The organism is Streptomyces yamdrokensis (genome assembly GCF_053890455.1).
Genome location: NZ_CM132679.1, coordinates 3,204,263 through 3,228,852, shown reverse-complemented (window position 1 = coordinate 3,228,852; position 24,590 = coordinate 3,204,263). Strand labels below are relative to the sequence as shown.

Annotated in this window: 25 protein-coding genes and 1 pseudogene; 15 read left to right on the top strand and 11 right to left on the bottom strand. The window is 70.1% G+C overall.

Features of this window, described 5'->3' with window-relative positions:
- Positions 1-37 precede the first annotated feature (37 nt).
- From rsmI to ACWZEH_RS13965, 4 genes are all read left to right on the top strand, one after another.
- Complete coding sequence (gene rsmI, locus ACWZEH_RS13980; protein ID WP_456198569.1) at positions 38-886, top strand: 16S rRNA (cytidine(1402)-2'-O)-methyltransferase; 849 nt, start codon at positions 38-40, stop codon at positions 884-886.
- 247 nt (positions 887-1,133) lie between these two features.
- On the top strand, positions 1,134-2,033 hold the full coding sequence (locus tag ACWZEH_RS13975) for a TatD family hydrolase (protein ID WP_456198567.1): 900 nt from the start codon (positions 1,134-1,136) through the stop codon (positions 2,031-2,033).
- A gap of 33 nt (positions 2,034-2,066) precedes the next feature.
- A complete protein-coding gene (gene rsmA, locus ACWZEH_RS13970) occupies positions 2,067-2,963 on the top strand; it encodes a 16S rRNA (adenine(1518)-N(6)/adenine(1519)-N(6))-dimethyltransferase RsmA (protein WP_456198565.1) in 897 nt (298 codons plus the stop codon).
- Positions 2,960-3,856 carry a 4-(cytidine 5'-diphospho)-2-C-methyl-D-erythritol kinase gene (locus ACWZEH_RS13965; RefSeq protein ID WP_456198564.1) on the top strand — a complete coding sequence of 299 codons (897 nt, stop codon included), beginning with the start codon at positions 2,960-2,962 and terminating at the stop codon, positions 3,854-3,856. The genes rsmA and ACWZEH_RS13965 overlap by 4 nt, the downstream gene beginning before the upstream one ends.
- A 9-nt stretch (positions 3,857-3,865) precedes the next feature.
- Here ACWZEH_RS13965 and ACWZEH_RS13960 read toward each other — a convergent pair whose 3' ends face one another.
- Positions 3,866-4,471 (bottom strand): Uma2 family endonuclease, encoded by a 606-nt coding sequence (locus ACWZEH_RS13960; RefSeq protein WP_456198562.1) that lies wholly within the window; start codon positions 4,469-4,471, stop codon positions 3,866-3,868.
- Positions 4,472-4,614: 143 nt separating this feature from the next.
- Between ACWZEH_RS13960 and ACWZEH_RS13955 the strand changes: the two genes are divergently transcribed.
- The 4 genes from ACWZEH_RS13955 to ACWZEH_RS13940 all read left to right on the top strand — a co-directional run bounded on the left by ACWZEH_RS13955 (position 4,615) and on the right by ACWZEH_RS13940 (position 11,658).
- Positions 4,615-6,441, top strand: coding sequence for an ABC-F family ATP-binding cassette domain-containing protein (locus ACWZEH_RS13955; RefSeq protein WP_456198561.1), 1,827 nt, complete (start codon positions 4,615-4,617; stop codon positions 6,439-6,441).
- 298 nt (positions 6,442-6,739) lie between these two features.
- Positions 6,740-8,578 (top strand): outer membrane protein assembly factor BamB family protein, encoded by a 1,839-nt coding sequence (locus ACWZEH_RS13950; RefSeq protein ID WP_456198560.1) that lies wholly within the window; start codon positions 6,740-6,742, stop codon positions 8,576-8,578.
- A 121-nt stretch (positions 8,579-8,699) separates the two neighbouring features.
- A complete protein-coding gene (locus ACWZEH_RS13945) occupies positions 8,700-10,682 on the top strand; it encodes an outer membrane protein assembly factor BamB family protein (RefSeq protein WP_456198559.1) in 1,983 nt (660 codons plus the stop codon).
- Between the two features lie 283 nt (positions 10,683-10,965).
- A complete protein-coding gene (locus ACWZEH_RS13940; RefSeq protein ID WP_456198558.1) occupies positions 10,966-11,658 on the top strand; it encodes a helix-turn-helix transcriptional regulator in 693 nt (230 codons plus the stop codon).
- Positions 11,659-11,756: 98 nt separating this feature from the next.
- Here ACWZEH_RS13940 and ACWZEH_RS13935 read toward each other — a convergent pair whose 3' ends face one another.
- Complete coding sequence (locus ACWZEH_RS13935) at positions 11,757-12,158, bottom strand: hypothetical protein (RefSeq protein WP_456198556.1); 402 nt, start codon at positions 12,156-12,158, stop codon at positions 11,757-11,759.
- A 21-nt stretch (positions 12,159-12,179) separates the two neighbouring features.
- On the bottom strand, positions 12,180-13,916 hold the full coding sequence (locus ACWZEH_RS13930; RefSeq protein WP_456198554.1) for a sodium:solute symporter family protein: 1,737 nt from the start codon (positions 13,914-13,916) through the stop codon (positions 12,180-12,182).
- A gap of 227 nt (positions 13,917-14,143) precedes the next feature.
- Here ACWZEH_RS13930 and galT point away from each other — a divergent pair, with 227 nt between their 5' ends.
- From galT to galK, 3 genes are read left to right on the top strand one after another with little or no spacing between them, the layout of a single operon-like run.
- Positions 14,144-15,205 carry a galactose-1-phosphate uridylyltransferase gene (gene galT / locus ACWZEH_RS13925; RefSeq protein ID WP_456198552.1) on the top strand — a complete coding sequence of 354 codons (1,062 nt, stop codon included), beginning with the start codon at positions 14,144-14,146 and terminating at the stop codon, positions 15,203-15,205.
- Positions 15,202-16,173, top strand: a complete 972-nt coding sequence (galE, locus tag ACWZEH_RS13920) for a UDP-glucose 4-epimerase GalE (RefSeq protein WP_456198550.1) — start codon at positions 15,202-15,204, stop codon at positions 16,171-16,173. The genes galT and galE overlap by 4 nt, the downstream gene beginning before the upstream one ends.
- Before the next feature lie 46 nt (positions 16,174-16,219).
- Positions 16,220-17,401, top strand: a complete 1,182-nt coding sequence (galK, locus tag ACWZEH_RS13915) for a galactokinase (RefSeq protein ID WP_456198548.1) — start codon at positions 16,220-16,222, stop codon at positions 17,399-17,401.
- Positions 17,402-17,432: 31 nt separating this feature from the next.
- Here the strand turns inward: galK and ACWZEH_RS13910 are convergent, their stop codons facing one another.
- Positions 17,433-17,744 (bottom strand): hypothetical protein, encoded by a 312-nt coding sequence (locus ACWZEH_RS13910; RefSeq protein ID WP_456198546.1) that lies wholly within the window; start codon positions 17,742-17,744, stop codon positions 17,433-17,435.
- Positions 17,741-18,031 carry a hypothetical protein gene (locus tag ACWZEH_RS13905; protein ID WP_456198544.1) on the bottom strand — a complete coding sequence of 97 codons (291 nt, stop codon included), beginning with the start codon at positions 18,029-18,031 and terminating at the stop codon, positions 17,741-17,743. The genes ACWZEH_RS13910 and ACWZEH_RS13905 overlap by 4 nt, the downstream gene beginning before the upstream one ends.
- 253 nt (positions 18,032-18,284) lie before the next feature.
- On the opposite strand from ACWZEH_RS13905, the gene ACWZEH_RS13900 reads away from it, so the two are divergent.
- Both ACWZEH_RS13900 and ACWZEH_RS13895 read left to right on the top strand, forming a co-directional pair.
- Positions 18,285-18,908: a hypothetical protein gene (locus ACWZEH_RS13900; RefSeq protein WP_456198542.1), complete on the top strand. Its 624-nt coding sequence runs from the start codon at positions 18,285-18,287 to the stop codon at positions 18,906-18,908.
- A gap of 272 nt (positions 18,909-19,180) precedes the next feature.
- Positions 19,181-19,516 carry a hypothetical protein gene (locus ACWZEH_RS13895; protein ID WP_456200049.1) on the top strand — a complete coding sequence of 112 codons (336 nt, stop codon included), beginning with the start codon at positions 19,181-19,183 and terminating at the stop codon, positions 19,514-19,516.
- Here ACWZEH_RS13895 and ACWZEH_RS13890 read toward each other — a convergent pair.
- From ACWZEH_RS13890 to ACWZEH_RS13865, 6 genes and pseudogenes are all read right to left on the bottom strand, one after another.
- Positions 19,446-19,697, bottom strand: a complete 252-nt coding sequence (locus tag ACWZEH_RS13890; protein ID WP_456198541.1) for a DUF397 domain-containing protein — start codon at positions 19,695-19,697, stop codon at positions 19,446-19,448. The two genes, ACWZEH_RS13895 and ACWZEH_RS13890, sit on opposite strands and share 71 nt — an antisense overlap.
- A gap of 61 nt (positions 19,698-19,758) precedes the next feature.
- Positions 19,759-19,983 (bottom strand): DUF397 domain-containing protein, encoded by a 225-nt coding sequence (locus ACWZEH_RS13885; RefSeq protein ID WP_456198539.1) that lies wholly within the window; start codon positions 19,981-19,983, stop codon positions 19,759-19,761.
- Positions 19,983-20,687 carry a DUF5753 domain-containing protein gene (locus ACWZEH_RS13880; RefSeq protein ID WP_456198537.1) on the bottom strand — a complete coding sequence of 235 codons (705 nt, stop codon included), beginning with the start codon at positions 20,685-20,687 and terminating at the stop codon, positions 19,983-19,985. The genes ACWZEH_RS13885 and ACWZEH_RS13880 overlap by 1 nt, the downstream gene beginning before the upstream one ends.
- A 4-nt stretch (positions 20,688-20,691) precedes the next feature.
- Positions 20,692-21,464, bottom strand: a pseudogene (locus tag ACWZEH_RS13875) (IS5 family transposase); the annotation flags it as partial.
- Positions 21,465-21,749: 285 nt separating this feature from the next.
- Positions 21,750-22,319: a hypothetical protein gene (locus tag ACWZEH_RS13870; RefSeq protein WP_456198536.1), complete on the bottom strand. Its 570-nt coding sequence runs from the start codon at positions 22,317-22,319 to the stop codon at positions 21,750-21,752.
- A gap of 162 nt (positions 22,320-22,481) precedes the next feature.
- On the bottom strand, positions 22,482-22,748 hold the full coding sequence (locus tag ACWZEH_RS13865) for a lactococcin 972 family bacteriocin (RefSeq protein ID WP_456198535.1): 267 nt from the start codon (positions 22,746-22,748) through the stop codon (positions 22,482-22,484).
- Positions 22,749-23,426: 678 nt separating this feature from the next.
- Here ACWZEH_RS13865 and ACWZEH_RS13860 point away from each other — a divergent pair.
- Together ACWZEH_RS13860 and ACWZEH_RS13855 are read left to right on the top strand one after the other, a co-directional pair.
- Complete coding sequence (locus tag ACWZEH_RS13860) at positions 23,427-23,996, top strand: hypothetical protein (RefSeq protein ID WP_456198533.1); 570 nt, start codon at positions 23,427-23,429, stop codon at positions 23,994-23,996.
- A 276-nt stretch (positions 23,997-24,272) separates the two neighbouring features.
- Entirely contained in the window at positions 24,273-24,530 is a 258-nt protein-coding gene (locus ACWZEH_RS13855; protein WP_456198531.1) for a hypothetical protein, read from the top strand.
- Positions 24,531-24,590 lie beyond the last annotated feature (60 nt).

Below are 24,590 nucleotides of genomic sequence, written 5' to 3'. Positions count from 1 at the left end.
TCCCCGCGGGGTCGCCGGTGCTGGGAGGATGACAGGTGTGACCGGAATCCTCGTACTCGCAGGCACCCCCATCGGCGACGTCTCCGACGCCCCGCCCCGGCTCGCCGAGGAGCTGGCCGGCGCCGACGTCGTCGCCGCCGAGGACACCCGGCGGCTGCGGCGGCTGACCCAGGCACTCGGCGTCACCCCCAAGGGGCGGGTCCTCTCCTACTTCGAGGGCAACGAGTCCGCCCGTACGCCCGAGTTGGTCGAGGAGCTGGCGGGCGGCGCCCGCGTGCTGCTCGTGACGGACGCCGGGATGCCGTCCGTGTCCGACCCCGGCTACCGGCTGGTCGCCGCCGCCGTCGAGCGGGACATCAAGGTCACCGCCGTGCCCGGACCGTCCGCCGTGCTCACCGCGCTCGCCCTGTCCGGGCTTCCCGTGGACCGGTTCTGCTTCGAGGGGTTCCTGCCCCGCAAGGCCGGGGAACGGCTGGGGCGGCTGCGGGAGGTCGCCGGGGAGCGGCGCACCCTCGTCTACTTCGAGTCCCCGCACCGGCTCGACGCCACCCTCGCCGCGATGGCCGAGGTGTTCGGCACGGAGCGCCGCGCCGCCGTCTGCCGTGAGCTGACCAAGACGTACGAGGAGGTCAGGCGCGGTCCCCTGGCCGAGCTGGCCGCATGGGCGGCCGAGGGCGTACGCGGTGAGATCACCGTCGTCGTCGAGGGCGCCCCGGACCACGGGCCCGAGGAAGTGGACGCCGCCGAGCTGGTGCGCCGGGTACGGGTGCGCGAGGAGGCGGGGGAACGGCGCAAGGAGGCCATCGCGGCGGTCGCGGTGGAGGCGGGGGTGCCTAAACGGGAGGTCTTCGACGCGGTGGTGGCGGCGAAGCGCTCCGCGGGGTGAGCCGGGGCGGCCGGCACCGCCGGAGGCCTGCTTCCTCGTCGCGGGGCGGCGGTGGCGCGCGACGGGGTGACGGCGGGGTGGTTGGTGGCGCGCGGCGGGGCGGCCCCGGCTCGCGGCCGGGCGGTGGAGCCACAGGCCGATACGGTCCCGTGCCCCCTCGGGCGGGGGCGGTGTGCCTGGCGGCGACCGCCGCCCGCGTCGCCTCGGGTCCGGACGGTGCGTTCGCGGCCTTCCGTAGGATCGGGGCATGCCTTCGAAGACCTCCGACACCTCCGGCCAGAACGCCGCCCCGCCGCTCCCGGAGCCGCTGCGGGTACCGGTCGCGGACTCGCACACCCACCTCGACATGCAGTCCGGCACGGTGGAGGAAGGGCTCGCCAAGGCCGCGGCGGTGGGTGTGACGACGGTGGTCCAGGTCGGCTGCGACCTCGCGGGCTCGCGCTGGGCCGCGGACACGGCCGCCGCGTACGAGAGCGTGCACGCGACCGTCGCCCTGCATCCGAACGAGGCTCCCCGCATCGTGCACGGAGACCCCGACGGCTGGTCCCGGCAGGGCGCGCGGGAACCGGGCGGGGACGCGGCCCTGGACGAGGCGCTCGCCGAGATCGACCGGCTGGCCGCGCTGCCCCAGGTCAAGGGCGTCGGCGAGACCGGACTCGACTACTTCCGCACCGGGCCCGAGGGCAAGGAGGCGCAGGAGCGGTCCTTCCGGGCCCACGTCGAGATCGCCAAGCGGCACGGCAAGGCCCTGGTCATCCACGACCGCGACGCCCACGCCGACGTACTGCGCGTGCTCAAGGAGGAGGGCCCGCCGGAGCGCACCGTCTTCCACTGCTACTCGGGGGACGCGGAGATGGCGGAGATCTGCGCCCGCGCCGGGTACTTCATGTCGTTCGCCGGCAACGTCACCTTCAAGAACGCCCGGAACCTGCGCGACGCCCTCGCCGTCGCCCCGCCGGAGCTCCTCCTGGTGGAGACCGACGCCCCGTTCCTGACACCGGTGCCCTACCGGGGCAGGCCCAATGCCCCGTACCTGGTGCCCGTCACCGTGCGCGCCATGGCGGCCGTACGCGGCACGGACGAGGACACCCTCGCCACGGCCCTCGCGGCGAACACGGCACGGGCCTTCGGTTATCCACAGGCGTGACCTGCGGGGTCCCGCGCCCCGTACCCTTGTCCCGTGACGAGCCCGACCCCCGACGCCCTCCTGGGCCCCGCCGACGTCCGCGAACTCGCGGCCGCGCTCGGCGTACGGCCCACCAAGCAGCGCGGCCAGAACTTCGTGATCGACGCGAACACGGTCCGCCGTATCGTGCGCACCGCCGGGGTCCGCCCCGACGACGTGGTCGTCGAGGTCGGCCCGGGGCTCGGCTCGCTCACCCTGGCGCTGCTGGAGGCCGCCGACCGGGTCACCGCCGTCGAGATCGACGACGTCCTGGCCGCCGCGCTGCCCGCGACCGTCGAGGCCCGGATGCCGGAGCGCGCCGACCGGTTCGCGCTGGTCCACTGCGACGCGATGCGGGTCACCGGGCTGCCGGGGCCCGCCCCGACCGCGCTGGTCGCCAACCTGCCCTACAACGTGGCCGTCCCGGTGCTGCTGCACATGCTCGAGACCTTCCCGAGCATCGAGCGCACCCTCGTCATGGTCCAGGCGGAGGTCGCCGACCGGCTCGCCGCCCCGCCCGGCTCGAAGGTGTACGGCGTGCCCTCGGTCAAGGCCAACTGGTACGCCGAGGTCAAGCGGGCCGGAGCCATCGGGCGGAGCGTGTTCTGGCCGGCGCCCAACGTCGACAGCGGCCTGGTCTCCCTCGTCCGCCGCGACGAGCCGCCGAAGACCACCGCCACCCGGCGCGAGGTCTTCGCCGTCGTCGACGCGGCCTTCGCCCAGCGCCGCAAGACCCTGCGGGCGGCCCTCGCCGGATGGGCGGGCTCGGCCGCCGCGGCGGAGGCCGCCCTGGTCGCCGCCGGGGTGTCGCCGCAGGCCCGCGGCGAGTCCCTGACCGTCGAGGAGTTCGCGCGCATCGCCGAGCACATGCAGTCCAAGGAACCCGAGCCGTCCAGGGAGCCCGTCGCGTGAGCGTCACCGTCCGCGTGCCCGCCAAGGTCAACGTCCAGCTCGCGGTCGGCGCGGCCCGCCCCGACGGCTTCCACGACCTGGCCAACGTGTTCCTCGCGGTCGGCCTCCACGACGAGGTCACCGTCACGCCGTCCGCCGACGGCCTGCGCGTCACCTGCGAGGGGCCGGACGCCGCCGAGGTGCCCCTGGACCGTACGAACCTCGCCGCCCGCGCGGCCCTCGCGCTCGCCGGGCGCCACGGCCGGGACGCCGACGTGCACCTGCACATCACCAAGGACATCCCCGTCGCCGGCGGCATGGCGGGCGGCAGCGCGGACGGCGCCGGCGCCCTGCTGGCCTGCGACGCGCTGTGGGGAACCGGCGCCTCGCGGCGGGAACTGCTCGACATCTGCGCCGAGCTGGGCAGCGACGTGCCGTTCGCGCTGGTCGGCGGGGCGGCGCTGGGCACCGGGAGGGGTGAGAAGCTGACGGAGCTGGAGGTCGGCGGCACCTTCCACTGGGTGTTCGCGATGGCCCGGCGCGGGCTGTCCACCCCGGCGGTCTTCCGGGAGTTCGACCGGCTCGCCGAGGGCCGGGACGTCCCCGAGCCCGTGGTCTCGCAGGACCTGCTCGACGCCCTCGCCAAGGGCGATCCCGAGGCGCTCGCCGCCGCGGTCTCCAACGATCTCCAGCCCGCGGCGCTGTCGCTGTTCCCCGAGCTGGCCGACACCCTGGCGGCGGGGCGCGCGGCAGGTGCGCTGGCCGCCCTGGTCTCGGGCTCGGGGCCGACCACGGCCTTCCTCGCCCGGGACGCGGAGTCGGCGGAGGCGATCTCGGCCGCGCTGCGCGACTCCGGCACCTGCCGCACGGTGCGCACGGCGTCGGGTCCGGTGCCGGGGGCGACGGTGGTGTGAGGGCCCGGTTCAGAGCTCGGTGACGGCGGTCAGGTCGATGTCGACGGCATAGGGGTGGTCGACCTTGATCCGGTCGCGGTGCATGCCCATGTGAACGTACGTGAGGGTCAGCGGGTCCCTCTCGTACACGTGGACGAGTGGGCTGCCGCCGGTGCCGTCGCGCTCGACGCGCCAGAAGTGGGGGATGCCGGCGGCGGCGTACTTCTGCGGCTTGGTCGTACGGTCGCGGGACTCCGAGTCCGGGGACACGACCTCGACGGCCAGCAGCACGTCCTGGGCCTGGTAGCTGGTCTGATCAGGGCCACGGACCGCCTCGGCGAAGACCACGCTCACATCGGGTTCCGGTCCGTTGCGCCGGTCCAGGACGATGGTCATCTCCCGCTTCACCCTGAACTTCTTCGGCATGTCTCGCCGTAGGCCGCTGACCAGCAGGTCGATCACGTCTGCATGGAAATTGCGCTGCGGACTCACGGTGATGAGACTCCCGTCGATCAGCTCGGTGTGCGGCGGGAGATCGGGCAGTGTGAACAGGTCGTCCACGGTGTAGCCGTCCACGGGCGGCACCGGCCAGTGGTGGCGGTGCTCTACGGACTCGGCGGTCATGGTTCCTCCCATGGACGGGATCCTGCTGCCTGCCCCTACGGTAGCCGCCCGTTTCCGATCACGTCATCACAAAGAGTGACGGCCCTCTCGCGTCCCGCCCGCTGTCCGCCAGGGCCTACGCTGGACAGCTGATCGACCCCCCAGGCAGGAGCGTAATGGCCGTCAATCTGGTCAATGTCGAGAACGTCAGCAAGGTGTACGGCACCCGTGCCCTCCTCGACGGCATCTCCCTGGGCGTCTCGGAGGGGGACCGCATCGGTGTCGTCGGGCGCAACGGCGACGGCAAGACCACCCTGATCCGGATGCTCGCCAAGCTGGAGGAGGCGGACACCGGGCGGGTCACGCACTCCGGCGGGCTGCGCCTCGGCGTGCTGACCCAGCACGACTCCCTCGACCCCGAAGCCACCGTCCGGCACGAGGTCATCGGCGACATGGCCGACCACGAGTGGGCGGGCAACGCCAAGGTCAGGGACGTCCTGACCGGTCTGTTCGGCGGGCTCGACCTGCCGGGCTTCCCCAAGGGCCTGGACACCGTCATCGGACCGCTCTCCGGTGGCGAGCGGCGCCGGATCGCGCTCGCCAAGCTCCTCATCGACGACCAGGACCTGGTCGTCCTCGACGAGCCCACCAACCACCTCGACGTGGAGGGCATCGCCTGGCTCGCCCGGCACCTGCGGGAGCGGCGCTCCGCACTCGTCTGCGTCACCCACGACCGCTGGTTCCTCGACCAGGTCTGCACCCGCATGTGGGACGTGCAGCGCGGTGACGTGTACGAATACGAGGGCGGCTACTCCGACTACGTCTTCGCCCGCGCGGAGCGGGAGCGCATCGCCGCCACCGAGGAGGTCAAGCGGCAGAACCTGGTCCGCAAGGAGCTGGCCTGGCTGCGCCGCGGGGCACCCGCGCGGACGTCCAAGCCGCGCTTTCGCGTAGAGGCCGCCAACGAGCTGATCAAGGACGTCCCGCCGCCCCGGGACAGCAGCGAGCTGATGAAGTTCGCCTCCTCCCGGCTCGGCAAGACGGTCTTCGACCTGGAGGACGTCACCGTCCAGGCGGGGCCCAAGGTGCTGATCAAGCACCTCACCTGGCAGCTCGGCCCCGGTGACCGGATCGGCCTGGTCGGCGTCAACGGCGCCGGGAAGACGTCCCTGCTGCGGGCGCTGACCGAGGCCGCCCGCAGCGAGGGCGAGATCCAGCCCGTGGCGGGACGGGTCCACGTCGGCAGGACGGTCAAGCTCGCCTACCTCTCCCAGGAGGTCGCCGAACTCGACCCCACCTGGCGGGTGCTCCAGGCCGTGCAGGCGGTCCGGGAGCGCGTCGACCTGGGCAAGGGGCGCGAGATGACCGCCGGGCAGCTGTGCGAGACGTTCGGCTTCAACAAGGACAAGCAGTGGACGCCCGTGGGCGACCTGTCCGGCGGTGAGCGGCGGCGGCTGCAGCTGCTGCGGCTGCTCATGGACGAACCCAACGTGCTCTTCCTCGACGAGCCCACCAACGACCTCGACATCGAGACCCTCACCCAGCTCGAGGACGTCCTCGACGGCTGGCCCGGCTCGATGATCGTGATCTCCCACGACCGGTTCTTCGTCGAGCGCACCACCGACCGGGTGTTCGCCCTGCTCGGGGACGGCGCCCTGCGGATGCTGCCCCGCGGTATCGAGGAGTACCTGGAGCGGCGCAGGAAGATGGAGGAGACGGCCGCCACCTCCGCGGCATCCTCCGCCGCGTCGTCGGCGAAGCCGGCCGCGGACGCCGTTCCCGAGAAGAGCGCCGCCGACGTGCGTGCCGCCAAGAAGGAACTGCAGAAGATCGAACGACAGCTCGACAAGGTCTCCGAGAAGGAGGCCAAGCTGCACGCCGCGATCGCCGAGAACGCCACGGACTTCACCAAGGTGGCCCAACTCGACGCCGAGTTGCGGGAGATGGCGGGGCAGCGGGACGAGCTCGAACTGAGGTGGCTGGAACTCGCCGAGGACGCCTGACCCCCGGCCCCACCCCACCCGCGCCCCCACGCGCCCTCTGTACGGGCGCCCCGTACGCCCCCGCTCACCCCCGAGCGCGGGGCGTGCGGTGTGTGAAGGGGGCGTGGAGGCGCGTAACGAGGGCATCACGGGCCGGTTCTTCCTTGGGAACAGGGGCGGACGGGGCCCGGTGACCTGTCGGTCCCGGGTGATAGAAAGACCCCGTCCGAGAAGAGTAAGAACCGCGTGAATACGACTCTGGGAACCTCACGTACCTCAGGGTGTGGCTAAAAATCAGTGAGCAAGGGGGAACGCGCTGATGGCTCAGCCGCCCAGTCAGCCGCCGCAGGGTGGCTTCGGAGCACCGCAGGACCCGCCCGCGTCGGGTGGTGGTTTCGGGGCTCCGACTCCGCCGCCTCCGCAGGGCCCGCCCCAGACGCCGCCGCCCCCGCAGGGCACGCCGTCCGGTGAACCGCCGCAGCCGGGGTACGGCTACCCGCAGCAGCCCCCGTCTCCGCAGCAGCCGGGGCCGTACGCGCAGCAGCCGGGGCCGTACGCCTCCGGGCCGTACGCCTCCGGCCCCTACGGCCCGCCGCAGCAGCCCGGCCCCTACGGCCCGCCGCAGCAGCCCGGCCCCTACGGCCCGCCGCAGCAGCCGGGGTACGGCTATCCGCAGCCGCAGTTCCCGGGCGGGCCCGGCACCCCGCCGCCCGGCCCCGGTTCAGGCAGCCCCTTCAAGGGCAAGCCCGCCATGATCATCGGTGCCGCGGTGGCGGCGCTGCTGGTCGTCGGCGGCACCGTCTGGGCGGTCTTTGGCGGGGACGACGAGAAGAACAGGAAGCCCGTCGCCCAGCAGACCGGTGACGACCCCAAACCCCAGTCGTCCGGCGCCCCGGTCAACCCGGGCGACGGCGAGGGTGACGGCGGCTCGGACCCCGAGGACCTCAACGAGGGTCGCAAGTCCGGCGAGGCCAAGGTGCTCTGGTACAAGGAGGCGCCCGACGCACCCGGTTCCGGAGCCGACGCCCCCGGCATGTGGATCACCGACAAGACGGCGGTGAAGGCGGCCTACAAGGAGCTCTCCGCCTACAAGGTCGCCGACGGCAAGCCGGCCTGGGAGCCGATCGCCTTCCCGCAGAAGATCTGCGCGGTCACCTCGGAGAAGACGGCCGACGACAAGGTCGTCATCGCGTACATGAGCGGCAGCAGCGACCGCGCCAAGTGCAACCAGCTCCAGCTCGTCGACCTCGACACCGGCGAGAAGGGCTGGACGCAGAAGGTCGCCGACGGCGCGCTGTTCGACTCCGCGCTCTCCATCGAGATGACCCTCAGCGGCGACACGCTGATGGTGGGCCGCTCGCAGTCCGGCACCGCGTTCGACGTGACGTCCGGCGACAAGATGTACGACAAGAAGAAGTACGGCGAGGCCTGCTTCCCCGCCGGGTTCGCGGGCGGCGAGCGGCTGATCCAGGTCGCGTCCTGCGGCGCCGGCGGTGACAACGAGCACGACGAGGTCCAGGAGCTCGACCCGAAGACCGGCAAGGTCAAGTGGACCCAGGAGTTCGACAAGGGCTGGCGCGTCTCGCGCGCCTACTCCGTCGACCCGGTGGTCATCTACAGCACCAACGAGGACAAGAAGGCGTGGAACATCTCCACGCTCGGCGCCGACGGCTCGATCCGCTCCCAGGTCGACGTCGACGAGGACTTCTCCGCCGACTGCGGCTGGGCCATCCTCGCCCGTGACCTCCAGGGCTGCGAGGGCGTCGTCGTCGAGGGGGACACCCTCTACCTGCCCACCAAGGCGACCACCGGGGCCAACGAGATCGTCGCGATCGGCCTCGCCACCGGCAAGGAGAAGTGGCGGGTGAAGTCCCCCGTGGCGGACTCGATGGTGCCCGTGAAGGCCGAGGGCGGCAACCTCATCGCCTACGTGGAGCCGTCGTACGACGGGGGTGGCCGGATCGTCTCCGTCCCGGCCACCGGCAGCAGCCACGAGCCGGTCACACTCCTGCAGAACCCGCAGGGCACCGCGTCCATCGAGAACAGCTTCTTCAGCAAGTCGATCGACTGGGTCGACGGCCGCTTCTACATCTCGACGACCCGGCTGACCGGCAACGACGAGACGAAGGAGAAGCTGATGCTCGCCTACGGCAAGTGAGGCGCGCAGCAGCGGTGAGGAGCGCCGGCCCCGGCCGGCCGGCGCTCCCGCCCCTTCCGGTCCCTTTCCCGCCGCCGCCCGTCCCCTTCGTCTCCGTCGAGTCATTCGAGGTATCCACGTCATGACGCAGCCGCCCCAGCCGCCCAACCAGCCGGGCTTCGGCCCACCGCCCGAGCCGTCCCAGCCCGAGCAGCCGAAGCAGGGGCAGCAGCCCGAGCCGTCGGCCCCGCAGGCTCCCGCGGCCCCGCAGGCCCAGCCGGGCTTCGGCCCGCCGCCCGAGCCGTCACAGGCGCCCCACCCGCAGACGCCGCCGCCGCCGGCGCAGCAGCTGCCGGCCGCACCGGGCGGGCCCGACCTCAACAAGACCCCGGAGCCGGGCTACGGCTACCCGCAGGCGCCCCAGCCCCCGCAGACCTCGCCGCCGGCCGCTCCGGCGCCGAGGGGTCCGCAGCCTCCGCCCGGGTACGGCTACCCGCAGCAGCCTCCGGCCGGTTACGGGTATCCGGGGCAGCCGCAGCCCGGCCGGCCCGGCGCCTACGGTCAGCCGCAGCCGCCGTACGGTTACCCCCAGCAGCCCTACGGCCAGCCCGGTTACGGCGGCTATCAGCCGTCGACCATGCCGATGCAGCCGCAGCCCGGCCGGCCCGGCGGCGGGCGGAAGATCAACGCGCAGCTGGCGATCATCGTGGCGGCGGTCGTGGCCATCGCCCTGATCGTCGGCGGCGGTGTCTGGTACGCCTCGTCCAGCGGCGACGACAAGAAGAACACGGCGAACTCGGGCGACGGCGGCGACACGAAGGGTGCCGAGGGCGGCGACTCCGGCGGTGACACCACCACCGGCGGCGACGAGAAGGCCCCGGCCGACCCCTCCGCCAAGGTCCTCTTCCAGGTACCGGCGCCGAAGGTCCCCAAGGACGCCACGACCATCGTCACCTCCGGCTCCTGGCTGACCGACAAGGTGTACGCCAAGAGCGGCGTCGCCGAGGTCGTCGGGTACGACGCAGCCAAGGGCAGCGAGCTGTGGACGCTCGACCTGCCCGGACCGGTGTGCGAGGCCAGCGACCACGCCACCGAGGACGGCACGACGGCGATCATCTACAAGCCGAAGATGCCGACCAAGACCGATCCGCAGCGCTGCACGCAGGTCGCGGCCTTCGACCTCGCCACCGGCGAGAAGCTGTGGTCCGAGACGGCCAGGTCCGGCACCCAGGAGATCAGCTTCAACAACGTCACCGTCAGCGGGAACACCGTCGCGGCGGGCAGCACCAGCGGCGGCGCCGCCTGGGACATCACCTCCGGCAAGTCCCTGTGGACGCCCAAGACGTCCGACGCCTGCTACGACTCCGGCTACGGCGGCGGCCCGAAGATGGTCGCGGTGCGCAAGTGCGGTTCGTACGACCAGCGGCAGCTGCACATCCAGACCATCGACCCGAAGGACGGGAAGGTGATCTCGGAGTACAAGATGTCCGAGGGCATCGAGTACGCGGCCGTGGTCTCCACCGACCCGCTGGTCGTGGCCGCCGACGTCGGCGACTCCGCCGGTGACGGCAGCGGCATCTCGGACTTCTTCTCCATCGACAACAAGAGCGGCGAACTGCGGACCCGCATCTCCGCGCCCGGCGAGGAGTACGCGGCCCGCTGTGACGGCATCACCAAGATCGAGCACTGCACCGGCCTGACCGTCGGCAACGACCGCCTGTACATCGCGACCGAGGAGCACGACGGCACGGGCGAGTACAGCCGGACCAACGAGGTGGTGGTCTTCGACCTGTCCACCGGCAAGCAGACCGGCCAGCGCGCCGACGCGGGCGACGGCTACACGATCGTCCCGCTGCGCATGGACGGCGGCAGCGTCATCGCGTACAAGCGTCCCCCCTACGACAAGGGCGGGCAGATCGTCAGCATCGACGGCGGTTCCTTCAAGGAGACCAAGCTGCTGGAGAACCCGGCGACGGAATCCGTACGGGACGTGGAGACGCGGATGTCGCCCGAGTACTCGGAGATCCTGTACTCGCAGGGCCGCCTGTACATGTCGGACGTGTACGCCAGCGAGTCGTCCTCGGGCGACAAGGAGTACCTGGCGGTCGCTTTCGGTACCGGCTGACCGTTCTCCGGTCCGGCCCGGCCCGGTCCTGTCCTGTCCTGTCCTGCCCGGTCCTGTCTGGTCCGGTCCGCTCGTGAGGCCTGTCCGTACGGCCCCGCCCCTGAAACAGGGGCGGGGCCGTACGCGTACCGCTCAACAGGTGCCCACCGCCGTCGAATACGAGAATTTCGGCGATCCGGGGCGATTCTCGCCGGTAGGGGAGCGCAACGTCGAACAAGCGTGTAACTTCCGGGACCGGGGAGGCGGCGCACGGGGGTGCGCTCGCGGTTTGGGGGGATGATCGATGGGCGTGCGGTTGATGGTGGTCGACGACCACCGGCTGCTCGCGGAGGCGTTGGCCTCGGCGCTGAAGCTGCGGGGGCACCGGGTGCTGGCCGCGGCGGCACCCGTGGCGGGGGCGGCGGATCTGGTGATCAGCAGAGCGCCGGAGGTGTGCCTGCTGGGGACGGCGGCTCCGGCGGAGCCCGGGATCTTCGACCCGGTGGTGAAGGTCAAACGGGAGCGGCCGCAGGTGGCGGTGCTGGTGCTGGGCCCGGTGCCCAGCCCTCGCGGGATCGCGGCGGCGTTCGCGGCGGGCGCGTCCGGCTACGTCCGGCACGACGAACGCATCGAGGGCGTCGAACGGGCGATCACGAAGGCGCGGGCGGGGGAGGCCGCGGTGGCGCCGCAACTGCTGCAGGGCGCGTTCGGCGAGCTGCTGAACCCGGCGGCCCAGCCGGACGACGAGGGCCGGCGGCTGCTGAGGATGCTCACCCCGCGGGAGGTGGAGGTCCTGCTCCGGGTCGCCGAGGGCGAGGACACCCGGCTGATCGCGGCGGGCATGGGCATAGCCCCGTCCACGGCGCGTACGCACGTGCAGCGCGTCCTGATGAAACTCGGCGTGGGCTCCAGGCTGGAGGCGGCGGCGCTGGCCGCCCGGACGGGACTGCTGGACCGGGCGGGCCCGGTGCGAAAGGCGTCGTCCTCCGAGGAGTGAACGCGCTCGCGGGACGGGGGTCCGCGCTACCGGCGCCTGTGTGCTGCCGGTACCACGGTCACCCCGCCCGCGAGCGCCCCGCCGCGTGCCGCGGGTGCTCAGTCGCCCCGCTGTTTCTCTTCCACGGCGTCCGTGATGTCCGGCGTCGGCGGGGCGATGGGCCGCAGTTTCAGCCAGACGAGGAAGAACAGGCCCAGGGCCAGCATGCCCAGGCCGGTCCACAGGTTGATGTTGACGCCCGCGGCCTTGTCGATGTCAGCGTCGGACGCGGTGATGCCCGCGATCGTGACGATGACGCCGTACACCACGAACAGGGCGCCGATGAGGCGGCGGATGTCGAAGAGGCGGGCGGCGGTCGCGGACTTGGTCCGCAGCTCGGAGACCTCCTCCTGGAGGTCCTTGTCCGAATAGTGCGCCGCGTGCGCGGACGACGAGGATTCGGAGTGGGGCCCGGACCGGGAGGACCGGGGACGGTGCTGCTCGGAATTGTGTTCGGACATGGTCTCTCAATCCTCCCGCGATCAGAACGAGAACGGGATGTAGCAGGCGGCCGCCAGGATCACCGCGCTCCAGCCGAGCAGCGCCGGCTTGCGGTACCAGGCGTCGTCGCCCTCGGCGGGCGGCTCGGCCAAGCCGGGCGAGGTGGTGCCGTAGACCAGGCCCTGGAGGTCCTCGGCCGGCTTGGGCGCGGTGAACAGCGACACCGCGACCATCACCACCGCGCCGGCGACGAAGCCGGCGATCGCGGAGACGAAGTTGGCGCCCTGGTCGGTGGGGGTGTCGACGATGCCCTGCTCGTAGAGGATGAAGTAGTTGACCATCGCGGCGGTGGTGCCGGCGAGCAGGCCCCAGAAGCCGGACTTCATCGACGCCCGCTTCCAGAACATGCCGATGATGAAGACCACGAACATCGGCACGTTGAAGAAGGAGAACAGGGTCTGGAGGTAGCTCATGATGTTCGAGAACGACGAGGCCAGGAAGGCCGTGCCGATGGACGCCAGGACCCCGATCACGGTGATCAGCCGGCCGAAGCGGACGTAGTACGAGTCCTCGCGGTCCTTCACCACGTACCGTGCCCAGATGTCGGTGGTGAACACCGTGTTGAAGGCCGAGATGTTGGCCGCCATGCCCGCCATGAACGCCGCCAGCAGACCGGTCACCGCGATGCCCAGGACACCGTTGGGCAGCAGTTGTTCCATGAGGTACGGGATGGCGTCGTTGTACTGGAGATCGGAGTCGGGGGTGCCGATCTGCGGCACCAGGACGGCCGCGACCAGGCCGGGGATCATCACCAGGAAGACGATGAAGATCTTCGGGAACGCGGCGATGAGCGGGGTGCGCTGGGCCGCGGAGAGGTTCTTCGCGGACAGGGCGCGCTGCACCTCGGCGAAGTTGGTCGTCCAGTAGCCGAAGGACAGGACGAAGCCGAGGCCGAGGACGATGGTCAGCCAGTTGGCCCCGAGCGGGTTGTCGCTGCCGATGCCGGTGCCGCCCCAGGAGGTCATGAAGTCGGCGCCGCGGGACTCGGTGAGGGAGTCGGACAGCCCGTCCCAGCCACCCACGCTCTTCAGCCCGAGCACGGTGATCGGGATGAGCGCGGCGAGGATGACGAAGAACTGCAGCACCTCGTTGTAGATGGCCGAGGACAGGCCGCCGAGGGTGATGTACGCGAGCACGAAGAAGCCCGCGATCACGATGGCCACCCACTGCGGCCAGCCCAGCAGCGCCTCGACCACGATCGCCAGCGCGTAGAGGTTGACGCCGGCGATGAGGATGGACGCGCAGGCGAACAGCAGCGAGCTGAGCAGGTGGGCCGCCTTGTCGAAGCGCAGCAGCAGGAACTCGGGGACCGAGCGGACCTTGGAGCCGTAGTAGAACGGCATCATCACCAGGCCGAGGAAGACCATCGCGGGGATGGCACCGATCCAGTACCAGTGCGTGGTGTAGACGCCGTACTGCGCGCTGTTCGCGGCCATGCCCAGGATCTCGGTGGCGCCCAGGTTGGCGGCGATGAACGCCAGGCCGGTGACCCAGGCGGGCAGGGACCGGCCGGACAGGAAGAAGTCGAGGCTGGTCTTCACGGACTTGCGGGCCGCGAAGCCGATGCCGAGGACGACGACGAAGTAGATCCCGAGGATCAGGTAGTCGAGCCAGTTGGTGGGGAGCCGCAGCTCGGCGGCGAGGTGGAGCGTGCCGACGGTGTCGGCGGGTCCGGCGGAAATATTCAGGTGTGCAGTCGGGTCTGTGGGGGTCTGCATGAGTACTCGCTTCGTTGCGCGAACCGATACGTCGCGGAACCTAATGCCTCCGTGTTCAGGGATTGAACACGTCCGCCGATGCTCTTTGTTTGATTGTGATGTGGACCGTCGTGGTGAGTCGTGTTTTGGTATGTTGGTTTCTGTTGGAAGTGTGCGAAGATGAGTGATGGCGGCGCCGCGAAGGCGGCGCGGCGAACGACTCGAATGGCTCGAATGGAGCGTCCGGCGTGAAGAAGACCTCGACCCGGCTGGCCGACGGTCGCGAACTCATCTACTACGACCTCAGTGACGACACCGTGCGCGACGCGGCCGACCGCCGCCCGCTGGACGCCACCGTCACGACGTCCGAGATCCGCCGCGACCCGCTGCTCGGCGACTCCGTGGCCATCGCCTCCCACCGCCAGGGCCGCATCTACCACCCGCCGGCCGACGAATGCCCCCTGTGCCCCTCCGAGGGCGACCGGCTCAGCGAGATCCCCGACTCCTCGTACGACGTCGTGGTCTTCGAGAACCGCTTCCCCTCCCTGGCCGGTGACTCCGGCCGCTGCGAGGTCGTCTGCTTCACCTCCGACCACAACGCCTCCTTCGGCTCCCTGGGCGAGGAGCAGGTGCGCCTGGTCCTGGACGCGTGGACGGACAGGACGTCGGAGCTGTCCCATCTGCCCTCCGTCGACCAGGTGTTCTGCTTCGAGAACCGGGGGGCCGAGATCGGTGTCACCCTCCAGCACCCGCACGGGCAGATCTACGCATACCCCTTCACCACCCCCCGTACCGCCCTGATGCTCCGCCAAGTGGCCGCACACAAGGAGGCATCCGGCGGGGAAAATCTGTTCGACACCGTCCTGGCGGAGGAACTGGCGGGGGAGCGGGTCGTCCTGGAGAGCGACCACTGGGCCGCCTACGTGCCGTACGCCGCGCACTGGCCCTACGAGGTCCACCTGTATCCCAAGCGGCGGGTGCCCGACCTGCTGGGGCTCGACGAGGCGGCACGCGCGGAGTTTCCCCAGGTCTATCTGGAACTGTTGCGGCGGTTCGACCGGATCTTCGGCGAGGGCGAGCCCGCGACCCCGTACATCGCGGCCTGGCACCAGGCCCCGTTCGGCGCGCTGGAGGAGTTCGACGGGGTCACGCGCGACGACTTCGCGCTCCACCTCGAGCTTTTCACCATTCGCCGCACATCCGGCAAGCTGAAGTTCCTCGCGGGCTCCGAGTCCGGCATGAACGTGTTCATCAACGACGTGCCGCCCGAGCGCGCGGCCGAGCGACTGCGAGAGGTAGCGAGTTCATGAGCGGGAAGTACCTGGTCACAGGTGGTGCGGGCTACGTCGGAAGTGTCGTCGCCCAGCATCTGCTGGAGGCGGGCCACGAGGTCGTCGTCCTGGACGACCTCTCCACCGGCGTACGCGAGGCCGTCCCGGCCGGTGCTTCCTTCGTCGAGGGCGACATCCGCGACGCGGCGGCGTGGCTGGACCCCTCCTTCGACGGCGTGCTGCACTTCGCCGCGTCCTCCCAGGTCGGCGAGTCCGTCGTGAAGCCCGAGAAGTACTGGGAGAACAACGTCGGCGGCACGATGGCCCTGCTCGGCGCCATGCGCGGAGCAGGGGTGCGCCGGCTGGTGTTCTCCTCCACGGCGGCCACCTACGGCGAGCCCGAGCAGGTCCCGATCGTCGAGTCCGCCCCGACCAGCCCCACCAACCCCTACGGCGCCACCAAGCTCGCCGTCGACCACATGATCACCGGCGAGGCGGCGGCCCACGGCCTGGGCGCGGTCTCGCTGCGCTACTTCAACGTGGCCGGCGCGTACGGACAGTACGGGGAGCGGCACGACCCCGAGTCCCACCTGATCCCGCTCGTCCTCCAGGTCGCCCAGGGCCGCCGCGAGGCGATCAGCGTCTACGGCGACGACTACCCGACGCCGGACGGCACCTGCGTACGCGACTACATCCACGTCGCCGACCTGGCCGAGGCCCACCTGCTGGCCCTGACCGCGGCGACCCCCGGCGAACACCTCGTCTGCAACCTCGGCAACGGCAGCGGCTTCTCCGTCCGCGAGGTGATCGAGACGGTCCGCCGGGTCACCGGCCACCCGATCCCCGAGATCGTGGCCCCCCGCCGGGGCGGCGACCCGGCGGTCCTGGTGGCGTCGGCCGCCGCGGCCCACGAGAAACTGGGCTGGAAGCCGACCCGCCCGGACCTCGCCAAAATCGTCGCGGACGCGTGGGAGTTCGCGCAGCGGCAGCAGCAGAGCAAGCAGTAGCAGGGCGTTCAGGACGTTCAGGACGACGAAGGGTCAGGGGCAGGGCATGAGCGAGTCCACCACCGGCGAGGCGGCCGCGGGAGCGGTCGGCGAGCGATTCCGGGAGCTGTACGGAGCCGAGCCGCAGGGCGTCTGGGCGGCACCGGGCCGGGTCAACCTCATCGGCGAGCACACCGACTACAACGACGGTTTCGTCATGCCGTTCGCCCTGCCGCACACCGCGGTCGCGGCGGTCTCCCGGCGCGACGACGGCGTCCTGCGCCTGCACTCCGCCGAGGTGGCGGCCCCGGTCGTGGAACTGACGGTGGACTCCCTGACCCCCGGCGCGGACAAGAACTGGACCGCCTACCCGGCGGGCGTCCTCTGGGCCCTGCGCGAGGCCGGCCACGCCGTGACCGGCGCGGACATCCACCTCGCCTCGACGGTCCCGGCCGGCGCCGGCCTGTCCTCCTCGGCGGCCCTGGAGGTCGTCGTCGCCCTGGCCCTCAACGACCTGTACGCACTGGACCTGCGCGGCTGGCAGCTGGCCCGCCTGTGCCAGCGCGCGGAGAACGTGTACGTCGGCGCCCCCGTCGGCATCATGGACCAGACGGCGTCCGCCTGCTGCGAGAGCGGGCACGCCCTGTTCCTCGACACCCGCGACCTCTCCCAGCGGCAGATCCCCTTCGACCTCGCCGCCGAGGGCATGCGCCTGCTGGTGGTCGACACCCGGGTCAAGCACAGCCACAGCGAGGGCGAGTACGGCAAGCGCCGCGCCGGCTGCGAGAAGGGCGCCGCCCTCCTGGGCGTCGACGCCCTGCGGGACGTCCCGTACGCCGGCCTCGACGCGGCGCTGGAGCGGCTGGGCGACGGCGAGGACGAGGTGCGGCGCCTGGTGCGGCACGTGGTGACGGAGGACGAGCGGGTCGAGCGGGTCGTCGCCCTCCTGGAAGCGGGCGACACCCGTGCCATCGGCCCGGTCCTCGTCGCGGGCCACGCCTCGCTGCGCGACGACTTCCGCGTCTCCTGCCCGGAACTCGACCTGGTCGTCGACACGGCCGTCGCCTCCGGCGCCCTCGGCGCCCGCATGACCGGCGGCGGCTTCGGCGGCTCGGCCATCGTCCTGGCCGAGGAGGCCGACGTCCCGGCCATCACGAAGTCGGTCGAGGACGCCTTCGCGACCGCGGGCTTCAAGACCCCCCGGGTCTTCGAGGCGGTGCCTTCGGCGGGGGCGCGGCGGGTGCGCTAAGGGCCGCTGCGAAAAGTTACCGCCGCCGTGCTCAGAATCCGGCGCCGCCACCGGCGAAGCGGACTGGCGTCACCAGGGCGATGCGGATCAGCCCGGGTTCGGGTGGCGGGGCGTCGTAGACGTATGTGACGGTCAGAGCCGGACGCGCATCCGTGGTTTCGAGACGTGTCGTGTAGAGCACCATGTCTCCGACGCTGCGCGCCGGCCGACCGAGTGTCGGAGTCTTCTCCAGCTCTGAGCACAGGGCCTCAACGGCTCCAAGAGCCCCTTCGCCGATGGCCTGACAGCGGAGACGGGCCTCATGCGTGATCTCGGCGATGACCGACTGCTGGTTCTCCGTCACCGAGTGGCTCCTCGAGCAGACCGAATGTCTGCGGCGGCGGCGGCAACCGCGGAGTCGAAGCCGGGGTCCTGGCGGGCGATGACCCGCCCCCGGAACTCCTCGGCCAGACGGGCCACTCCGCTGAGATCGGCGGGATCGGCATGATTGATCTCGCGGGCGAGTTCGGCCTCGAAGTCGTCGGCATCGGTGGGAAAGCCGTAACCCATGGTGAGGGCGGCGCGAAGCTCGCCAATGGTGCTCATGGGCGGGAGCTGGGGCGGGCCGAAGTCTGCCGGCTGTGCGGTCATGGCGATCGGGTCTCCTTACGCGGTGTCGCTTTCACCGTACCGGGGTGTTCTACACAGTGTCCGGGAAGTACCCGTTCGGGCTTCGGCCTGCCGCGCCCGACCTCTGGTCCGATGGGATGCTGGACAGCAAAGCGGTTCACTCACGTATACGTTGGCTGGATCTCGGACAGGATCCACTTGCTGCCCCGCTTCGCACCACGTTGCAGAGGACTTCCCGAGAGCTGTGGAAGGCCAGGCCGATGGAGACCGAACGTTGAACGACGCAGAGATCCTGACCCGGTTCGACGGTCGTGGCCGTGTCGAGTTCCTGCTCGGCGGTTTTGAAGCCACGGCCTCCAACAAGATCACGGCGTTCGCGTTCGAGTTCGGCTACGACCTCCACGTGTCCGAGATGCCGACCAGGAGCACGATGCGTCTGGTGTACACACGCAATGATTCGGCGACGGCTCGCCTGCGCGCACGGCAGGCTGTGGACCGGCTGAGCACGGGCGGGCCGATTCTGCCGCCATGGGTGGCTCCAGGACCCCGGCCAGGTACGACCAGAGTCATGTCGGGTGTCGAGACAGCAGCGATACGACGGCGGCTCGCCGTTTACGAGGCCAACGGGGCCAAGGGGCTTGTCGTCCTGCCCGCCCTCCTCGGCCTCGGGGTCCTCGCCCTTGCATGGGCGGCGCGCGGCTCGCCGGCCGGAGCGATCGTCCTGTCGACGGTGGCTGTCTGCATGGTCGTGGCGGCAGTCCTGCTTCCAAGGTGGCTGAGGCGTTGGTATGAGAGGAACCGGCAACTGATACGGCTCCACGACCGAGAGCGACACGGGCATGTGGGGCCGCCCCCGCCTCCGCCTCCACACCCGGCGAAGGACCCCCATGAAAGATGAACAGATCCTCGCGTACTTCGATGGGAGAGGCACCGCAGAGATCGTTCTGAGGGGCAGCGAGGTGGCGCAGAGCGACAGGATCGCGGTGCTCGCCTTCGAGTTGGGCTACACCCTTCACGAGAGGGACGTCGTCACCCGGGGCCAATGGCGCATGATCTATCTGCGCGACGACTTTCCGGACGCCCGCCGACGCGCTCAGCACACGCTGGACAGGCTGCGTGCCGGAGGGCCCGTAATTCCCCCAGACGTGGACCCCGGCCGGTGCACCACCTGTGCCCGGCAGGCAGATCGCTCCGATGGAGGCGGCTTCGGCGCGGCAGAACATGGCCGCCTACGAAACGCACGGCTCGCGGGGGCTGGTCATCATCGCGTCCCTCCTCGGCCTTGCCTTCCTCGCGCTGGCGTGGGCGGCACGCGAGGCGCTCGGCGGCACGATCGCCCTGCTGGTGGCAGCGGCCCTCATGGGCGGCGTCGCGGCCCTGACCCCCCGCTGGATGAGGAACTGGTACGAGTACAACCGGCGAAAGGTGACCCGCTTCAACCAGCAGCGGGGCTCACCGCCGCCCCCGCCCCCCGCCCCTCCACCTTCGGCCAGAGGGGATGCTTGAGGCCGTCGACGAACTTGGTGAACGTGCGGACGGCCACGACGAAGCCTTCGAGAGCCAGGACTTTGGAGTCACGTATGCCGACCCGGTCGAAAGCGTGGGCCACCTCGACGCACTCGTTGTCCGCCGCGCTGTAGCTGCTCTTGAACCAGTCGGCTGCCCTGAGCCGAGTGAGGGTTGGCATCGCGTCCGTGGGACGTACTCCTGTCGTGTTGTCGACGGCGGGGAGCGGCGTCGGGCAGGGGTCACCCTGCCTCGCGTATGTCCGCGCACGTTTTCAAGTCGTTGACGAAGGCGGCGAAGGTGTGGGTTTGCACGGTCAACTTGCCCTGCTGCGGGGCCTTCGAATCGCGTACCGAGGTGAGCGGGCCACCGAAGCCCACCTCTACGCAGTCGCTTCCGGCTCCGCCGCTGTACGAGGATGTGAACCAGCGGACGTCGTCGTTGTCGGTCTCTTGAGCAGGTGCCATCATCGCTCCTTGCGTGCTGTGGTGGTGAACTCTCCGACCAGCTCCGCGAGCAGACTGCTCGTGTCCGAGGGGCTGAGCGCCTGCGACCGCAGATACTCGAAGACCACCCTATGCCGCTCCAACTCGGCTGGCTTCTCCAGATACAGAGCTCCGCTGAGGTTGCTCAGATACACCACGTCGAGCGTCGGTTCAGGGCCGCGCAGAATGATGAAACTCGTGCTTTCGGCGCCATGGGCCCCGGCGTTGAACGGGAGGATCTGCACCGTGACGTGCGGGGTGTCCGCCGCAGTACGCAGGTGTTCCAACTGCTCGGCCATGACCTGCGGTGGCCCGACGCGGCGTCGGACGACGGCTTCATCCAGAATGGCCCAGATGTGGGGAGGGCTCTCCCTCTTGAGGACCTCTTGCCGCTTCATCCGGACGTCCACCATCCGTTCGATCAGCTCCGGATCGGCGCGCACTTCGGCAGCCTGGATCACGGCAGTCGCGTACGCGCGGCTCTGCAACAGGCCAGGTACGTAGGTGTTGGCCCAGTGGCACTCCTCGACGGCCTCGTCCTCCAAGGTGAGCAGCGGTGTGATCCAGTCGGGGATGGCGTCGTTGTAGCTCTTCCACCACCCCTGCACCTTGGCGTTCTTGGCGAGTGAGACGAGTGCCGTACGTTCTTCGTCCGTTGTGCCGTATGCGCGGCACAACGCGTCCACGGCCAGCCATGCTGGTGAAGGCGAGGAAGTGCTCGGCCTTGCGTTCGTAGCGGCGGTGGAGTCGGCGGCAGCCGGCGAGCCAGGACATGGTGCGTTCGATCGTCCACCGGTGTCGTCCGAGCCGCTGCGAGGTCTCGATCCCTTTGTGGGCGATGCGATGCCGGATGCCCCGCTTCGACAGCCATCGTCGCAGGTGAGCGTAGTCGTATCCCTTGTCGGCGTGGAGCTTTGCGGGCTTGCGTCGGCGGGGACCGCGGCGGGACCGGATCGGCGGTATGCCCTTCACCAGCGGGATCAGGGCCTGGCTGTCATGGACGTTGGCGCCGGAGATTCCGACGGACAGGGGCAGACCGGTCCGCTCCGTGATCAGATGGATCTTCGAGCCGTACTTGCCCCGGTCGACAGGATTCGGACCCGTCAGGTCCCCCTTTTCAGGGCCCGCATGTTCACCGAGTCGATCGCACAGCGCGACCAGTCCAGCTCGCCGCGGGCTCCGAGTTCGTCCAGGACCAGGCGGTGCATTTTGGCCCACACCCGGGCCTTGGTCCACTCGGTGAACCGGCGGTGGGCCGTTGCGCCGGACGGCCCGAAGGACGCGGCGGGCAGCTGCTGCCAGGTGCATCCCGACGTCGCCACGAACACGATCGCGGCCAGCACCTCGCGGTCGCCGTGCCGGCGCCGGCCGCCGCCCTGGGGCCGTGAGGGCGACTCCGGCACCACCCGCTGGAACAGTTCCCACAACTCGTCCGGCACCAGCCGCTCAACGATCCCTGCCATGGCCGGCAGCCTACCGAGCCAAATGAGATGACTTCTTACGTAGGAGCGACGCCACGGATCTGAAGGCTGTGCTCAGAGGGAGGCCGGCCGCCCTCGCCGCCATGATCGCCCAGCTTTGGGGGCGGGCACGCGGTGCCTCGAGGGCCCCTGGTTCACCCCCTGCCTTGCCATGGTGCCTCCGCAGCATGGCGGAAGCCAGCCGGAGCCGAAACTCCGTTCATCGGCGCAGCTCTGATCCGGTCTCGGTGAGGGTAGTGATCACCGTGTCGGACAGGCGCGGCAACGTCACTCCAACTCGTTACCAACAGCACGCCGCCCCGCTGGGACAGGTTGCCGCGTTCCCCGGCCGTGCCGCCAGCTCCACACTGCTTGGCCCACGAGGAGCACGACGGCCACGGCCGAGAGCGCGCGAACCGAAACCCACACCATTTCGACGACCTGGCCTTGCGAGTCTTCCACCTTCACTGCCAGTCGCAGGGATGCCTCGGCGAAGGCAATCACCGGCACAAGCAGGCGGAACCCGAGACCGCCGATGCCGGGCGTTCTTGCCATACTCCCCAGGAACCCAATGGGCGCACCGACGGCGAAAGCCGCTACCCCCCAGAACAGGGCCCTGGAGGCGAGACCGTCGCCCGCACCAGAAATGACATGCCCCCCAGCCGGAACGTTGGGGCTCAGAAACTTAAAGAGGTAATAGACGCCCACGCCCACGGCCAAGGCCGAAGATGCCAGCAGTGATGCCTCAATTCTTGACCGCCGGAAGTAGCCGACCAGGAAGGCGAAGAATGCCCACGACCATCCTACGGAAAACACGACACCTACCGCCTGGAGGGTCGGGTTGTTGAATCTGCTCACGAATGGACCGACTATGCCGAGCAGTGCGCCTGCCCCGAGAACTGTCGCTATAGGGACGATGCGTGAACGCGTAGGGAGTGTGGTTGTCATGACCCTATTCTTTGGTCAGTTTCCCGGGGGGCGAATCCGCCCCCGGCGAGTGGCCGCCGGGGGCGGAGGCGACTAGTACTTAGCGTAGTAGGTCTCGCACGTGTAGGCCGCACCCGCGGTGAGGTTGGCGTAGGACCACTTACCCGCGTTCACCACCTTCCTGTCCATCACCCCTGCCAGGATCACGGTCGACCCATGCTTCACCGAGGAGTGGTAGTAGTTCGAGTAGCAGTACTGGCCGTCGGTGGTGAGGTTCTTTCCGTAGCTCCATGTGCCGCCACCGATTTCGAGGACGGTCAGCGGCGTGAAGTCTCCTGTGGAGCCTTCCGTGATCGTCACTACGCCCCATTCCGTGGGGTTTCCCAGATGCGCAGGCGGCTGGGTGCCGTCACCTCGGGTGTGAGTCTCGACGGTGACGGTGTCAGAGGCCAGAATCGGGGCGTTATGCGCAGCCGCCGGGGCGGAAAGGACGCCAACGGCCAGGAGTCCAGCCGTAGCAGCGAAAGCCGCGGACCTACCAAATTTTTTCATGTAATTTCCCTCCCTTGATGCCCCGTCGCCCGGGGCTCCAGGTGATCTTCCCCTGATCCGCGCGCCCTAGTAAAGGGAAAGCCGAGCACTTGGCTTAAAAATAACGCCGCTTGATGTGTGGGATTTACTTACCCGTTTAATATTTAGTGCCGCTTTCCCGTAATGGGTGTTTACGCGCGTATGACCGGCATGCGGGCTGGTGTCATGCGACACTATCCGCGCACAGGGCGGGCAGCGGGGGCGGAGGTGCGCCGCAGGTCGGCGCCTTCCTGGGCGGGACGATCTGTGCCGACTGAGGCCCGTGCATCGTGAAACGTGCAGGTGAGGTGGGCTGGGGTGCGGGCGAGTCGCCGTGCTCGCGCTGGTCGGCGGCGGGTGTCCATGGTGGAGATCGTCTGTCCTGTCGGCTGAGGCGGCTCTCGGGTTCCGCTGCACTCCTGCCGGGGCCGCTCCTGCGATCCGTGACCGGGTCGGTACGCAGTGGGATTGCGGGAGGCGCAGGGCACGGGAGACCTGGAGCGGATCGTCGCTCGACGCGGTGAACTGGACGTTCTGGCCGAGGAATTGACCAAGCAGCCACAGGAGGCCCAGGCCGAGCGGGAGGAACTGCTGGTCGCCGAGCGGGTCCTAAACCGGCTGGCCGAGCAGGGCCGGGCCGAAGCGGAGGCATCCGTGGTCGCCTCCCCGGTGCCCGCGCGGGTGGCGGGAAGGCCGGTCCTGCTGATCCCGCACCGCAGCGAGGGCCTTGACGAGGCCGCGCTGCCCGGCGATTACCGCAAGATCCTGGCGATCGTCCGGGCCGCGGACGGTCCAGTGCAGGTCAGGGCGGTGGGCGAGGAACTCGGGCTGGAGGTGGCGGTGCGCGGGAAGCTGGAACCGCTGCGGGCGAAGGTGACCAAGCTGCCGATCGCGGCTGGCTGTACAAACGGCCCGACGGACGGTTCACCGCACGCCGGTAGTCACACCGGAATGGAGCGTCGGGGCGTAACCGGTGGGCCTCCGACGGCAGTTGACGTGTTTTGTGAAGAACAACCCCAGCCCCGTCGAGGGCCCTGACGGCCCTGCCTACACCGCCCGCCTGCCACTGTCGAGCGCCACCCTGAACCACTTCGCCACCCTGATACGCGGCCATTTGAAGAAGATCGACTCGTGGTGGCGAGCCCTGCCCCCGGGGGAAGAACGCCGGCATCGTGCTGGCGGTACTGCGCTGTGACCAGCGTCCCGGCGACCTCGCCGGCGGCAGCCGAAGCGGGAGTCCGCTTCGTCCGGCGGCTTCGGACCACCATTCTGGCCCTGAGCCGTTCCACCCTCCGGGACGGTCAGGAGCACACCGTGGATTTCGACACCTTCACCGTCGGCCCTCAGGGCCGCGCCGACGACAGCCACGAAACGTACCTCGCGGTGAGGATCACGGGTTCCGTCCCGCCGAACCTCAGCACCTTGATCCTGAGCAACATCCCCGGCTGCGAGGCCGACGGTTGGTACCCCGAATACGCCCTGCCGGAACGGGACCTCCTCCCTGCCGAGCAAGCCTGGTCCAACCTGATGGGCCCTCGCGCGGCCGCCCTGCTTCTCGACGCGGAGCAGTAACACCCGCCTCTTCGTCCTGGTGCGGCGGCGAGGACCGAAGCCGCGCTCCCGGCGTGGCAG